The organism is Dietzia sp. KRD202 (assembly GCF_017168155.1).
GTDB classification, from domain to species: Bacteria; Actinomycetota; Actinomycetes; order Mycobacteriales; family Mycobacteriaceae; genus Dietzia; species Dietzia kunjamensis.
The window spans coordinates 1-14035 of sequence record NZ_JABFAN010000014.1 but is presented as its reverse complement, the minus strand read 5'-3'; the positions used below and the strand labels follow the sequence as shown (position 1 = coordinate 14035).

Below are 14035 nucleotides of genomic sequence, written 5' to 3'. Positions count from 1 at the left end.
TGGTCAGGCCGGTCGTCTCCAGGGTCTGCGCGGGTTCTGACCCGGCGGATTGATGAGTGTGCCGTCGTCGGCGACGATGCGGTCCGCGAAGGCGTTCCACTCGCGTTCCCAGATGGCGTCACGGGCACGGGCCAAGGGGCCCTTGGGTCTGGTGCGGTGTTCGTGTCCGGTGTCGGTGATGATGACGAGTTCACCCACCGGCCCGGACCGGTAGGCGTTGGTCCCGAACGTCTTCTCCCGGTGGTGTTTCCGACACAGGCAGACGAGGTTCCACTCGGTGGTCGGCCCGCCGAGTTCAGGGTCCTTCTTGTTGAACGCGATCACATGGTCCACGTCGCAGGCCTCGGCGGGAACCGAGCACCCCGGGTGACGACAGGTGCCGTCGCGCATGCGGATGCGCTCGGCCATCGCGGGGGTGATCACGTAGCGCAGGGCGTGCTCGGGGGAGTCGAGCACGCCGGGGGCGGGGTCGATGAGCTCGAACCGCACGCTCGCGTCGTCGCCCTCGAGCAGTTCCGTGCAGAGCCACTCGACGCTGCTGTACGTGCCGTGGACGAACTCGACACGGTTGGGCAGGCCCCGGGCCGCGGAGGCGATCACGCTGATGCGGATCGGCTGACCGGCCCGCGCGGCGTTGCCCAGTGTGGGCCGGGGGAGGTCCGCCCCGAGCCTGACGTCGCCGAGCTCGATGCCGTCGTGCTCGGACGCAGGGGCCGGGCCGGAGCCGGAGCCGGGGCTGGTCGCGGACGGGCCACCAGCAGGCGGATAGACGGCGAGCGCGGCGAGGGCGTCGGCGCGGAGCTGATCCAGGGAACCGTCCAGTCCGTCCTCCGAGGCGGCCGACGCATCGGTCTCGATGCGACGACGGAGGAGTTCGGCATCGGCGGCGGTGAGCCTGGCCCACATCGTGGCCATGCCGTTCCGGTCGCCGCGGAATCGGACCGAGCGGGTGGCGGCCGCCGCGGCGGCGGCGTCCTCCGCGGCAGCCGGGTCGTGTCGCTCCACGGCGTCATCGATCGCCGAGTCCACCGCGTTGCGGGTCGGCCGGTCGCCACCGTCGAGATCGTCCGTGAAGCGCGCGACCACCTCGTCCTCCACGACCGACACGATCGCGTCCGGCACCTCCGCCAGGCGACACGCGATATCGACCGCCAACAGCTCGGGCAGCAGCCCGCGGTCGACCGTGGATCGCAGACGGGGCAACCGCCGGTGGATCTGCGTCCCGGCCGTCACCAACCGCGCGGCGTGCCAACACGTGAGCTGACACGCCGCCACGAGGTGATCGCGGGCCCGCGCCTCCGGATCCAGCCGGGCGTACGCGGGCCGGCGCGAACCGGCGCCGGCCTCCTCCGCCTGTGCCTCCTCCGCCTGTGCCTGCTCGGCCCGGGCAAACTGTTCGACCAGGACATGCGCCGCCTCCAGCCGCGTGGCCCCGGCGCGGTTCTGCGCCAGCGTCGCGGCACGGGCCGCCTCGCTGACGGCCTCCCTGTCGACCATGCCGAGGGGCTCGGGTACGGCGAACAGTGCACTCGTCGTCGTCACCATCCCACTCCCTCCGCCACTGACATCGAACCTACATTCGACAATACCCGCACCGGCTCACTAGCACAAGGGTTCGATCATCTTCGATCACTCATCCCAACCTGGTACCCACCCACTGCGCCAGGGAAACACTGTCGCCTGCACCCGATCGACCAGACCGGCGGCCATCAGCGCCCGGTTCATCGACAAGCTGCCGTGCGAGCGCAACGACACGTCGGATTGCTGCTTCAAGCGAGCGACCACCTCGACGGCGTCTCCGCTGACGATGGCCGCGTCCGGCCAGTCGAGGGGACCATCCAGCGTCGTTGACACCACCGTGGTCAGCAGCGTGGTCATCTGGGTGACCCAGGGGTCGAACACGCCGGAATCGTCAGTAGCCGCCCCAATCACCGTTGTCGTTGTACGACCCGAAGCCGTCGAGGCTGGCGAAGACGTCAAACGTGTAGGTGGCGGTCATGGTGTTGCCTCCTAGATCGTGGACGCCTCCCATGGGAGGCGTCCGGACGTCAGCCGGGTTGGAGTGTCCGGAAATCGCCTCGGTCGAAGCTGATGTGGAACCTCCTCGAGTCGATCCGCCAGCCCTCCGGCGTCCGGGTCCACAGATCCGAATACTCGCCGAAGCACTCGTAGGACAGATCGGACTGGTCCCCGGCACCGAGGTGGAGGACACGCGCGTACGTGAGGCTTCGTGCCCGGTCCTCGTCTCCGTGGAAGGCGAGCTGGACCCGATGGTTGCCCAACAGGTGCTGGGACGGTCCGCAGCCCCCGAGGTGCTCCCTGACCCTCTCGATGATCGCCTGCCGACCGGTCGCGCCGTACCCGGTGGCGGACTCGGTGAACAGCTCGCCCAGCCCGTCCCAGTCACGTGAGTCCAACGCGGAGGCCACGTCGGCCAGACGCTCGATGATCAGGTCCCTATCACTTGTCATCTCCTCTTGGTAGCAGGGATCGCCGGGGGATCTCAGCTGTCCTGGCTAATCTGGCCGCCATGACCGACGTCGAGATCGCGCTGTCCACCGGCCGCGTCAAGGGCACCGATCTGGGGGATGTGGTCCGCTACTACGGCATCCCCTACGCCGAGGACCCCGTCGGCGACCTGCGGTTCGCCGCCCCGGTCCGCCGCGAACCGTGGCCGGGCGTCCGTGACGCGACCCGGCCGGCCGCCACCGCGCAGCGGCTGCGCTTCGACCCCGACCCGGCGATCCCCGAGCCGATCGTCGCCGGCACGGACATCCTGCACGTCGACGTGTGGGCCCCCACCGAGGGCGCGGGCCACCCGGTGCTGGTGTGGATCCACGGCGGCGGCTGGGAGTCCGGGTCATCGCACCAGCCCTGGTTCGACGGGACCGCCTTCGCGCGCGCCGGGATCGTCGTGGTCTCGGTGGGCTACCGCCTGGGCGTCGAGGGGTTCACCGCGGTCCCCGACGCCCCGGACAACCGCGGGGTGCGGGACTGGATCATGGCCCTGGAGTGGGTCCGCGACGAGATCGCGGCGTTCGGCGGTGACCCCGGGCAGGTCACGGTGTCGGGTCAGTCGGCGGGCGGCGGGGCGGTGCTCTGCCTGCTCGCCTCGCCGTTGGCGGCCGGCCTGTTCCACCGGGGGATCGCCTCGTCGCCGGCGGTCCTGCGATCGCCTGCCGCGCAGGCCCCCAAGGGCACGACCGCCGCGGAGCTGGCAGCCGGCGGCCGGGGCGCCGTCGACGAGTTCCACCGGCGCCTGCGCAAGGACAATCCCTTCCTCATGCCGTTCCGCCCGACGGTCGGCGACGACACGGTCCCGGTCCCGCCCCTGGAGGGCATCGGGAGCGGTCCCGGGCTCGCCCTGCCCCTGCTCATCGGCTCCACGGCCACGGAGTTCGAGGGGGTCGTCCGGGCCCTCCCCGGGCCGGCGCTGGTGCCGGGTGCCGCGATGATCCTGCGGTCCCAGGAGCTGCCCACCACCGGACTGCGCGCGCTGGCCAGGCAGTCGGCGGGCAAGTCGCTGCGCCGGGCGGTGGGGGCGGTGGTCGACGCCGCGACCATCCACTCGACCGTCGTGCGGGCGGCCGAGACCCGGGTGGCCGCCGGCGCGCCCACCTGGGTGTACGACTTCCGCTGGTCCGAGGGTCGCGGCGCCGTGCACTGCGCGGACCTGCCGTTCTTCTGGTCGGTTCCGGAAGCCGCGAACGTGCGGGCCTACCTCGGAGCGGACGCCCCGCCGGAGCTCGTCGACGCGATGCACCGGTCGTGGGTCGACTTCGTCCGCTCCGGAGACACGGGGTCCCCGCCCTATGCGCCCCCCGGGAGGCGCGTGCAGGTGTGGGATGACCCTCCCGCTGTCGTCGAGGACGGACTGGCCGACGTCCGCGCGGTCTGGTGGCCCGCCGGCGGCTCCTGACGCCTTGCTACGATTGCGCCGCGCGTGCCGGTGACGTTCCCGGCGCGTGCGGGGGGCTATAGCTCAGTTGGTTAGAGCCGCGGACTCATAATCCGCTGGTCGCGGGTTCGAGCCCCGCTGGCCCCACCATCGCTCGACTCATCACCACAGCTGGCCCCACAACCACGCCGCGACCCCACCTCGGACGCGGGTCGGCCCGGTCAGGCGGGCCCGGAGCGCCCGACTAGGATCGATCTCCATGGTCGCCTCCCTGCTCGTCGCCGGTACGACCTCCGATTCCGGGAAGAGCGTCGTGACCACCGCGCTGTGCCGGGCGTTCGCCCGCCGCGGCATCGACGTGGCCCCGTTCAAGGCCCAGAACATGTCCAACAACTCGATGGTGGTCGCCGCCCCTCGCCGCACAGGTCCGGACAGCACAGGTCCGGACGGCACCGCCGAGATCGGGCGCGCGCAGTGGATCCAGGCCCTGGCCGCGGGCGTGGCCCCGGAGCCCGCGATGAACCCGGTGCTCCTCAAGCCCGGCGGCGACCGGCGCAGCCACGTGGTGGTGATGGGACAGCCGGCCGGGTCGGTGTCCTCCCGCGACTTCGTCGATGGACGGGCCCACCTGGCCGACGCCGCGTACGCCGCTTACTCCGACCTCGCCTCCCGCCACGAGCTCGTCATCTGCGAGGGCGCCGGCAGTCCCACCGAGATCAACCTGCGCTCGAGCGACTACGTCAACATGGGCCTGGCCCGGCACGCGGACATGCCGGTCGTCGTGGTGGGGGACATCGACCGCGGCGGGGTCTTCGCCGCCCTCTACGGCACGGTCGCCCTGCTCGAGCCCGCCGATCAGCGGCTGGTCGCGGGGTTCGTCATCAACAAGTTCCGCGGCGACCCCACGCTCCTGGCCCCGGGGTTGCGGCAGATCGAGGACCTCACCGGCCGGCCGGTCCACGGGGTGCTGCCCTGGAATCCCGACCTGTGGCTGGACTCGGAGGACGCCCTCGCGGTGGGCCCCCGCGCCGCCGACGCCACCGCGACCCTGCGCGTGGCCGTGATCCGTCTGCCGCGCATCAGCAACTTCACCGACGTCGACGCCCTCGGCCTGGAGGCGGACGTCGATCTGGAGTACGTCACGGAGCCCCGCGACCTCGCGGGGGCGGACCTAGTCGTCGTCCCCGGGACCCGCGCCACCCTCGACGACCTCGCCTGGCTCCGCGCCCGGGGCCTCGACCGGGCGCTCACCTCCCACGTCGAGCGCGGCGGCGCGGTGCTGGGGATTTGTGGCGGCTTCCAGATGCTCGGCGGGGAGATCTCCGACCCGGACGGCATCGAGGGCGAGCCCGGCGCGCGGGTGACCGGCCTCGGACTGCTTCCCACCACCACTCGCTTCGGCGCCGAGAAGGTCCTGCGACTGCCGACCGGACGCGCGCTGGGTCAGGACGTGGGCGGGTATGAGATCCACCACGGCAGGGTGAGCGTCGGCGGCGGGGGCGAGCGGGTCGACGACGACGAGGAGTTCCCCGGCGGAGCCCGGCGGGGCCGCGTGTTCGGCACCATGTGGCACGGAACCCTCGAGTCGGACGGCTTCCGGTCGGCGCTGCTGGCCGAGGTCGTCGGCGGTTCCGGCGGCGCGGGTCGTGTGCGTCCGGCCTCCGGGGTGAGTTTCGCGCGGGCCCGCGAGGCGCGGCTCGACCTGCTCGCCGATCTCGCCGAGGAGCACCTCGACCTGGATGCGCTGCTCGAGCTGGCCCGCTCGGGTGCTCCGGAACTGCCGCTGCTGCCGCCGGGGGCGGACCGATGAGCGTGCTGATCCTCGGCGGCACCGCCGAGGCCCGCGACCTCGCCGTCCTGCTGCAGGAGGGCGGCCTGCGGTTCTCCTCGTCTCTGGCGGGCCGGGTCGCGCGGCCGCGGTTGCCGGTGGGGGAGGTGCGCGTCGGCGGGTTCGGCGGCATCGACGGGCTCCGGCGGCACCTCACGGAGGCCGGCGTGGCCGCGGTCGTGGACGCCACCCACCCCTTCGCCGCCGGCATCTCGGCCAATGCCGCGGCAGCCTGCGCCGCCGCGGAGGTCCCGCTGCTCCGCCTCGAGCGGCCGGGCTGGGCCGCCGCCCCCGGTGCGGACGGCTGGCACTGGGTGGACGACCACGGCGAGGCCGCCGCCACCGCGTCCCGCCTTGGCCGGCGGCCGTTCCTCACGATCGGCCGGCAGTCACTGGACAGGTTCGTCGGCCCGCTGGCCGGGCACCACGCGCTGGTCAGGGTGGTGGACCCGCCGGAGGTGGAGCTGCCCGCGCGGTGGCGGCTGCTGCTGAACCGCGGCCCCTACTCGGTGGAGGGTGAGCGCGAGCTCTTCGCCGATCACGGTGTGGACGTGCTGGTCACCAAGGACTCGGGCGGCGGTCACACGTGGTCGAAGATGGCCGTGGCCGACGAGCTCGGCGTACCGGTCGTGGTGGTGCGGCGGCCCGGGTCCGCGCCGGGCGTGCCCGTGGTGGACAGTGCCGCAGCCGCCGCGGAGTGGGCCAGCAGCCTGGATTGAAGATGTCGCCCACGCGCGAAGCGCGGCACAATTGTGTACATGTCTACCGAGCCGCTCCGTGATGTCCGGGCCAACTTCAGCGACGTGGTCGACCGTGTCTCCAAGCACCACGAGCGCGTCACGGTGACCAAGAACGGACGTCCGGTGGCCGTGGTCATGAGCCCGGACGATCTCGCCGCTCTCGAGGAGACCCTCGATGTCCTCTCCGACCCGTCAGCGTTGGCGGATATCCGGGAGGCCGATGCGGCGAGGACGCACGGAGAGGTCGTGCGCGGCGTCGATGCCGTCCGGGCCCTCCGCCCGTAGGCCGCGCGGTGGAGGGCTACGAGCTCGTCGTCGCCCCACCCGCGGCTCGGGCGATCCAGCGGGGCCTTCCGGAGAACATCGCCGCGGCGGTGGTCGAATTCCTCACCGGGCCACTGATCGCGAACCCACGGCGAGCGGGAAACGAACTGCGCAGGGAGCTGACCGGCGTGTACTTCGCTCGTCGCGGGACCTACCGCATCCTGTATCGGATCGACGACGACGCCAGAGAGGTCCTCGTTCTCCGGGTCGAGCACAGACGGGATTTGTATCGGTGAGCGCGGTCTGAGCGGCTGGTGTCGTCGGACAGCGCGCTCGTCGTCGCGGAGTCAGACCAACTCGGCGGCCGTGCCCATTCCGCGGTCCGCTAACCGGGCGAAGCGCCGCGCGTGCGCCGCGAACCGGGCCGCCATCGCCGGATGCCCGGCCCAGTGCGTGTGCAGGTAGGAGGCGTGGACCGACCCGCTGACGAAGCCCTCCGGTCCGGCGCTGCTGGTCCAGGCGGGAGCCGCTCCCGGTCCGCTCGTGCTGGGCACATCCGCGTAAGAGCCCGCCGCGCCGGCGGGCGGGTTCACGGCCGTGCGGTGGAACTCGTGGCCGGTGACCTCGGTGCCGGCGGTCGCCAGGACGCTGTCGGCGACCGCGGTCGACCGGCGGTAGGCCAGCGTGAGCCGCGGGGCCATGGCCGCGTCGGCGTCAACAGCACCGACCATGGGGACACCGTCGAGGGTGCGACAGAGGTAGAGCAGGCCCGCGCACTCGGCGACGGTCGGCGTCCCGGCGGCCGTCGCCGCGCGCAGTGCCCGCAGCATCGGCTCGTTTGCGGCGAGGTCCGCGGCGTGGACCTCGGGGAACCCGCCCCCGAGGTAGATCCCCGCGGCGGTGTCGGGCAGGGCCTCGTCGGCCAGCGGGTCGAACGGCACGACCGAGCAGCCGGTCGCCTCGAGCAACTCGACCGTCTCGGCGTAGCGGAAGGTGAAGGCCCGGCCACCGGCCACGGCGATGAGGGGGCGGACCTCGTCGTCGTCGACCTCGTGGGCGCGGTCACTACCCAGCGCCACGCGCGCCGACCACGCCTCGCCCGCCAGCGGCGGCGCCTCACGCGCGATCCGCATGACGGCCTCCAGGTCGATCGACGCGGCCACCTTCCCGGCCAGGTGGTCGAGCGAGCGCGCGGCCTCCGGGCGTTCGGCGGCGGGGACCAGGCCGAGATGGCGGGAGGGGGCGGTGACGTCGTCGTCGCGCTGGAGGACACCCAGCACCGGGATGCCGAGGGGCGCCAGCGCGCGGCGGACCTCGTCGGAGTGGCGGACGGAACCCGCCTTGTTGAGCACCACCCCGGCGATGTGCACGGCTGGGTCGTAGGAGGCCATCCCCAGCACCACCGCGGCGATGCTGCGCGAGGCGTGGGAGATGTCGACGACCAGCACGACGGGGGCCCCGGTGAGCGCGGCGACGTGGGCTGTGGAGGCGAACCCGTCGCCGCCGATGTGGCCGTCGTACAGGCCCATCACGCCCTCGATCACCGCGACGTCGGCGGGGCGCCCCGCGCCGATCCCGGCCCCGCCCGCGCCGGCGCCGTGCAGCAGCAGCGGCACGATCCGCTTCTCGCCCACCAGGTGCGGGTCGAGGTTGCGGCCCGGCCGCCCGGTGGCCAGAGCGTGGTACCCGGGGTCGATGTAGTCGGGGCCCACCTTGTGCCCCGAGACCTCCAGCCCGGTGCGGCGCAGCGCGGCCATGAGGCCGGTCGCGACGGTGGTCTTGCCGTGCCCCGACGCCGGCGCGGCCACGACGATCCGCGGCAGCGCGGTCACCATTCGATGCCCCGCTGACCCTTCTGCCCGGCGTCCATCGGGTGTTTGACCTTGGTCATCTCGGTGACCAGGTCGGCGACCTCGAGCAGTCGGGGGTCGGCGTCGCGGCCGGTGATCACCACGTGCTGCCGGCCGGGGCGGCTGGCGAGGGTGGCGACCACGTCGTCGACGTCCACCCAGCCCCATTTCATGGGATAGGTGAACTCGTCGAGCAGGTAGAGGTCGTGCCGCTCGTCGGCCAGGCGGCGTTTGATCTCGGCCCATCCTTCGGCGGCGTCGGCGGCGTGGTCGTCCTCGGTGCCGTCCTTGCGCGACCACGACCACCCCGAGCCCATCTTGTGCCACTCGACGGGCCCGCCCTCGCCGGTCTCGGCGTGCAGGCGGGCGAGGCGTTCCATGACGGTCTGCTCGCCGATGCGCCACTTGGCGGACTTGACGAACTGGAACACCCCGATGTCCCAGCCCTGGTTCCACGCGCGCATGGCCAGACCGAACGCGGCGGTGGACTTCCCCTTGCCGGGCCCGGTGTGGACCATGACCAGCGGACGGTTGCGGCGTTGCCGGGTGCTGAGCCCGTCGTCGGGCACGATCTCCGGCTGTCCCTTGGGCATCAGGCCACCTCGTTCCGGGGGTCGACGCCCCGGGGGCGCGCGGTGCGGGCGCGGGCTGTGTGAACGTCGACCGTGTCGGCGAGTCCCTCGGCGGTGACCTCGCCCAGTGGCACGTGCTCAGCGCCCAGGTGCCCGGCGAGCTCGGAGGCCAGGCCCATCCGGAAGCGGCCGGTCTCGCAGTCCACCACCACCGAGGCCACGCCGAGGGAGGCCAGCCCGGTCGCCGCGGTGCGGGACCTGGCGAGGGCGTCCGGGCCGTGGGTGGCGCGGCCGTCGGTGACGACGACGAGGAGGGCCCGCCGCCGCGGATCGCGGACGCCTTCAATGCGCAGGACCTCGGCGGCGGTGAGCAGTCCCTCGGCCAGTGGGGTCCGGCCGCCCGCCGGGAGTTCCGCGAGGCGGGTGGCCGCGATGTCGACCGACGAGGTGGGCGGCAGGGTCACGTGGGCCGCGGACCCGCGGAAGGTCACCAGTCCCACCTTGTCGCGGCGGCGGTAGGCGTCCAGCAGTAGGGAGAGGATCGCGGTCTTGACCTGCTCCATCCGGGTGCGGGCGGCCATGGAGCCGGAGGCGTCCACGCAGAACAGCACGAGGTTGGACTCGCGGCCCTCGCGCACCGCCGAGCGCAGGTCCTCGGCGGCCAGCCGGAGTCGACCGCCGTTGCGGCCGGCCTCGCGACCCCGGGCGGACTGCTGCGGCGCGGCGGAGCGGATCGTGGCGGGCAGGTGCAGGTCGGCCCCGGTGAACGCGCCTGCGCCGATGCGGCGGCCAGTGCTGGTGATGGCCCTCGACCGGCGGCCGGCCGCGCCCTGGCCGGTACCGGCGACGGCGAGCAGGCGGGTGCGGTACGGCGCCGCGGCCGCGGTGACCGTGCCTGGCTCGGGCGGGGTGGGCCCGGGAGCGTCGCCCGGGGTGTCGTCGCCGGCCTGATCGCCGGCCTGGCCGTCGGCATCGTCGTCCGATCGGCCTTCCACCTGGCCGGAGCCCTCGGTGCCGGAGGCGTCGGCAGCGTCGGGGCTGTCCTCGGTCTGCTCGGCCTGGCCGGACGGGTGCTCGTGCCCGGCGTCCTCGGCCGAGGCCCGCGCCGGGGCCGACTCGGCGTCCGGGGCGTCTGCCGACGCGGACTCGTCTGCGGACTCCGACTGTTCGGCGTCGTCGGCCGGCGCGGTCTCGTCTCGAGGGTCGGGATCGGGCTCGTCGTCGTCGCCCAGCAGCCGTTCCAACAGGTCCTCGTCGAGGCCCGGCGCATCGAACGGGGCCCGACGGCGGCGGTGGGGCAGCGCCATGCGCGCGGCGACGCGGATGTCCTCGCGGGTGATCCGGGTCCGGCCCTGCCATGCGGCGTGGGCGGCGGCGGTGCGGGCGGTGACGATGTCGGCGCGCATGCCGTCCACGTCGAAGCCTGCACACACCCGGGCGATGGTGGACAGCGCCCAGGGGGTCAGTCTCACCCGGTCGAGTACCCGCCGCGCGGCGGCGATCCGCTCGCGCACTGCGGCCTCGTCGGCGGCGTGGGCGGCGACGAATCCCGCCGGGTCGGCCTCGAACGCGATCCGGCGGCGCACCACCTCGGCGCGCAGTTCCGGGTCCCGGGGCGCGGCCACCTCCACGGTGAGGCCGAAGCGGTCCAGCAGCTGGGGCCGGAGCTCACCCTCTTCGGGGTTCATGGTGCCGATCAGTACGAAGCGCGCGGCGTGCTCGACGGAGATGCCGTCGCGCTCCACGGTCACCCGGCCCATCGCGGCGGCGTCGAGCAGAAGGTCCACCACGTGGTCGTGGAGCAGGTTGACCTCGTCCACGTAGAGCAGTCCGCGGTGTGCGCGGGCGAGTAGGCCCGGTTGGAACACGGTCACGCCATCGGCGAGCGCACTCTCCAGGTGTAGTGATCCGGTGATGCGGTCCTCGGACACCCCGATCGGCAGCTCGACCAGGCGGACCGGCCGCCGCTCGGTGGGCGCGTCGTGGGGGATACGCCCGTCCGGGGTCTCGGAACCGCGGTCGTCAGGTGCGGAGGAGAAGCGGTCGCCGGTGACGACCTCGACCTCCGGCAGGATCCCGGTGAGGGCGCGGACCATCGTGGACTTGGCCGTGCCCTTCTCGCCGCGGATCAGCACGCCGCCGACCGCCGGGGACACCGCGGTCAGGGTCAGGGCCAGCGCCATGTCGTCGGAACCGACGACAGCGCTGAAGGGGTAGTGCAGTGGCATGGGGGCTCCCGCTCTCGTCTGCCAGGCTGGTCAGCGCGAGGCCGGTCTCCGGACTTCCCGGCTCATCTCGGATGTGCGCGCGGGGCGCGATCGCCTGAGAGGCCGGGTTACCGTAGCGGGCCCTGTGCCGGATTCTCACCGGCTTCCCTGATTCTCCCCTCCGCCCGCTCTCGCGGTCGTGGGGCACCTCGTGCTGTGGGGTCTGTTCGGTTGTGTGGTGCCGAGGCTAGCCCAACGGCCTGTCCCGGGGCGCCTCAGGTGTCGCGGTAGGGTTCCGCGTCATGAATGCACGGGTGGTGGTCGTCGGCATCGGCGGCGACGGGTGGGCGGGGCTCGACGAGGCCCGCCGTCGCGCCATCATGGGCGCCGATGTGGTGCTCGGCGGCGAGCGTCATCTGGCGATGATTCCGGGCGAGGTGACGGCCGAACGCGTGCCGTGGCCGCGGCCGCTGCGGGACGGGTTGCCGGAGCTGCTCCAGCGGTGGGTCGGGCGGTCGATCGTGGCCCTGGCCTCGGGCGATCCGCTGGTCGCCGGGATCGGCACCACCCTGATCGAGCTGCTCGGCGCGGACGCGGTGGAGGTGCTCCCGGCGGTGTCCTCGGTCGCGCTGGCCCGCGCCAGGATGCGGTGGCCGGCCGAGTCCGTGGCGGTGCTGCGCGACCACCGCGCGCTGCCCCGTGAGCTGGCGCCGGGGCGGCGGGTGCTGGTGCTCTCGGCCGACCGGCACACGCCGGGAGAGGTCGCCGCGGTACTCGTTGGCGCCGGCTTCGGGGGGAGCGCGATGACCGTTCTGTCCGATCTCGGGGGCCCGGCCGAGGCCCGGTTTTCCCGCGCGGCGCGCGACTGGGCTGTCGATCACGAGGCCCCCGCCCTGCACGTCCTGGCGGTTGAGTGCGTGGCCGACGCGTCCGCCCGACCGCTCGGACTGGTGCCGGGCCTGCCCGACGACGCCTTCGAGAACGACGGCCAGCTCACCCGCCGCGACCTGCGGGCTTCCGCCCTGTCGCGGCTCGCACCGATGGCCGGTGATTTGCTGTGGGACGTGGGCGCCGGCGCCGGGTCGGTGGGCATCGAGTGGATGCGCGCCCACCCGTCATGTCGGGCGATCGCGGTGGAGGCCGATCCCGAGCGGGCGGCGCGTGTCGCGCGCAACGCCGTGCGGCTGGGGGTGCCGTCGTTGGAGGTCGTCCACGGACGGGCGCCCCAGGCTCTGGACGGTCTGCCGCGGCCGGACGCGGTGTTCATCGGTGGAGGCGGCACTGCTCCTGGCCTGCTGAGACAGTGCTGGGACGCACTTCGTCCCGGCGGACGGCTGGTCGCGCATGCGGTGACTCTGGAGACCGAGCGCGTGGTGGTCGACGCCCGCGCCGAGTTCGGCGGGGAGCTGACCAGGATCCAGGTCGAGCACGCGGACTCGATCGGCCGGTTCGCCGGCTGGGCCCCCGCCCGTGCGGTGGTGCAGTGGGCGGCCGTGAAGCCATTCGTCGCTGCGGCTGATACTTCGGAAACAGGGGAGAGCTCGTGACCGTTCACTTCGTAGGAGCCGGCCCCGGCGCCGCTGATCTGCTGACGCTGCGCGCGGCTGCGTCCCTGCGCGAGGCCGACGTCTGCCTGTACGCGGGGACGTACCTCGACGACGGTGTGCTCGACCACTGCCGACCCGAGGCCCGGCTGGTGGACACCCAGCATCTGGACCTCGACGGGATCATCGGCGAGATCGTCGCCGCTCACGCCGATGGGCTCGAGGTGGTTCGGCTGTGTTCGGGTGACCCGTCGCTGTACTCGGCTCTCGCCGAGCAAACTCGCCGGCTCGACTCGGCTGGCGTGCCGTGGGACGTCGTTCCTGGTGTTCCGGCCTATGCGGCGGCCGCCGCCGAGCTGGGGGTGGAGCTCACGGTTCCCGAGGTGGTGCAGTCGGTGGTGCTCACCCGCGTTCAGGCTCGGTCGACGGCGATGCCGTCGACGGAGTCACTGGAGAACTTCGCCGCCACCGGCGCCACGCTGGTGCTGCACCTGGCGATCACCCGGATCCGTGAGCTGGCCGAGCGTCTGGTGCCCACGCACGGTGCCGACTGCCCGGTGGCGGTGGTGGCCAACGCGAGCCGCTCGCACCGCGTGGAGCTGCGCGGCACTCTCGCTGACATCGCGGCAGCGGTGGAGGCGGCTGGCCTGCGCCAGGCAGCGGTGATCCTCGTGGGACCGGCGCTGGTGCGGCCGGGCGAAGCGGAATCGTGGTTGTACGCGTCGAGCCCGGAGCGAGAGTCGAAGCGGCGGGGCTGAACGGATAGGCCGAAGGCAGAGGGCAACAGACAGTGTCCTCCGGCCGCCAGGAAGCCCGAACCGACGCAACGGTATCGGCGAAGGGCCGCGTGGCTCGCCAGGAACGCCAGCTGCGAGACCCGTGAGGATCGGAGAGGCTTCAGCTGCGCTCGCCAGCATCGAGGCGTAGTCACGTCCCCTGTGGGGTACACCCTTACGACACGGTCGAGGATTGGGCATTGACGCTGTGTCGCAGGGTGGGTATGCCTGTGGCTTTCGCCGTTATATGGCGGGGTTCTGTCGACGCTCTGTGGCGGCATCTGCTCATGGCGATACACGCGAGCACCGGTCTGGTCACAGATAGCGGCAGACGGTCGTGGTGTCGCATTTGGTGG

The 14035-nt window shown here is 72.9% G+C and carries 12 protein-coding genes, 1 tRNA gene, 1 pseudogene and 1 riboswitch; of the genes and pseudogenes, 8 read left to right on the top strand and 6 right to left on the bottom strand.

Annotation, left to right across the window (positions count from 1 at the left end; translation table 11 throughout):
* Positions 1-3: 3 nt before the first annotated feature.
* The 3 genes and pseudogenes from J1M64_RS09735 to J1M64_RS09725 form a co-directional block, all read right to left on the bottom strand.
* Entirely contained in the window at positions 4-1545 is a 1542-nt protein-coding gene (locus J1M64_RS09735) for an HNH endonuclease signature motif containing protein (protein WP_206474054.1), read from the bottom strand.
* A 108-nt stretch (positions 1546-1653) separates the two neighbouring features.
* Positions 1654-1999 (bottom strand): annotated as a pseudogene (locus J1M64_RS09730) (dihydrofolate reductase family protein); the annotation flags it as partial.
* A 49-nt stretch (positions 2000-2048) separates the two neighbouring features.
* A complete protein-coding gene (locus tag J1M64_RS09725) occupies positions 2049-2471 on the bottom strand; it encodes a nuclear transport factor 2 family protein (protein ID WP_067714296.1) in 423 nt (140 codons plus the stop codon).
* Positions 2472-2530: 59 nt separating this feature from the next.
* Here J1M64_RS09725 and J1M64_RS09720 point away from each other — a divergent pair, with 59 nt between their 5' ends.
* The 6 genes from J1M64_RS09720 to J1M64_RS09695 all read left to right on the top strand — a co-directional run bounded on the left by J1M64_RS09720 (position 2531) and on the right by J1M64_RS09695 (position 7026).
* Positions 2531-3919 (top strand): carboxylesterase/lipase family protein, encoded by a 1389-nt coding sequence (locus J1M64_RS09720; protein ID WP_241261392.1) that lies wholly within the window; start codon positions 2531-2533, stop codon positions 3917-3919.
* Between the two features lie 52 nt (positions 3920-3971).
* Positions 3972-4048: transfer RNA gene (locus J1M64_RS09715), tRNA-Ile, on the top strand.
* A 109-nt stretch (positions 4049-4157) separates the two neighbouring features.
* A complete protein-coding gene (locus J1M64_RS09710) occupies positions 4158-5708 on the top strand; it encodes a cobyric acid synthase (protein WP_206474053.1) in 1551 nt (516 codons plus the stop codon).
* A complete protein-coding gene (locus J1M64_RS09705; RefSeq protein ID WP_206474052.1) occupies positions 5705-6445 on the top strand; it encodes a cobalt-precorrin-6A reductase in 741 nt (246 codons plus the stop codon). Before J1M64_RS09710 ends, J1M64_RS09705 begins: the two co-directional genes overlap by 4 nt.
* A gap of 39 nt (positions 6446-6484) precedes the next feature.
* On the top strand, positions 6485-6751 hold the full coding sequence (locus tag J1M64_RS09700) for a type II toxin-antitoxin system Phd/YefM family antitoxin (protein WP_185951703.1): 267 nt from the start codon (positions 6485-6487) through the stop codon (positions 6749-6751).
* An 8-nt stretch (positions 6752-6759) separates the two neighbouring features.
* Positions 6760-7026 (top strand): type II toxin-antitoxin system RelE/ParE family toxin, encoded by a 267-nt coding sequence (locus J1M64_RS09695; protein WP_206474051.1) that lies wholly within the window; start codon positions 6760-6762, stop codon positions 7024-7026.
* A 51-nt stretch (positions 7027-7077) separates the two neighbouring features.
* Here J1M64_RS09695 and J1M64_RS09690 read toward each other — a convergent pair whose 3' ends face one another.
* Genes J1M64_RS09690 through J1M64_RS09680 form a run of 3 tightly spaced genes read right to left on the bottom strand, consistent with a single transcriptional unit; the run spans position 7078 to position 11380 of the window.
* Positions 7078-8565 (bottom strand): cobyrinate a,c-diamide synthase, encoded by a 1488-nt coding sequence (locus J1M64_RS09690; RefSeq protein WP_206474050.1) that lies wholly within the window; start codon positions 8563-8565, stop codon positions 7078-7080.
* A complete protein-coding gene (cobO, locus tag J1M64_RS09685; protein WP_185951706.1) occupies positions 8559-9173 on the bottom strand; it encodes a cob(I)yrinic acid a,c-diamide adenosyltransferase in 615 nt (204 codons plus the stop codon). The genes J1M64_RS09690 and cobO overlap by 7 nt, the downstream gene beginning before the upstream one ends.
* On the bottom strand, positions 9173-11380 hold the full coding sequence (locus J1M64_RS09680) for a VWA domain-containing protein (protein WP_206474049.1): 2208 nt from the start codon (positions 11378-11380) through the stop codon (positions 9173-9175). Before J1M64_RS09680 ends, cobO begins: the two co-directional genes overlap by 1 nt.
* 21 nt (positions 11381-11401) lie before the next feature.
* Positions 11402-11586: riboswitch (cobalamin riboswitch) on the bottom strand.
* Positions 11587-11661: 75 nt separating this feature from the next.
* Here J1M64_RS09680 and cbiE point away from each other — a divergent pair.
* Complete coding sequence (gene cbiE / locus J1M64_RS09675) at positions 11662-12906, top strand: precorrin-6y C5,15-methyltransferase (decarboxylating) subunit CbiE (protein ID WP_206474048.1); 1245 nt, start codon at positions 11662-11664, stop codon at positions 12904-12906.
* Positions 12903-13661, top strand: coding sequence for a cobalt-precorrin-4/precorrin-4 C(11)-methyltransferase (locus J1M64_RS09670; protein WP_120283019.1), 759 nt, complete (start codon positions 12903-12905; stop codon positions 13659-13661). Before cbiE ends, J1M64_RS09670 begins: the two co-directional genes overlap by 4 nt.
* The last annotated feature ends 374 nt before the right edge of the window (positions 13662-14035 follow it).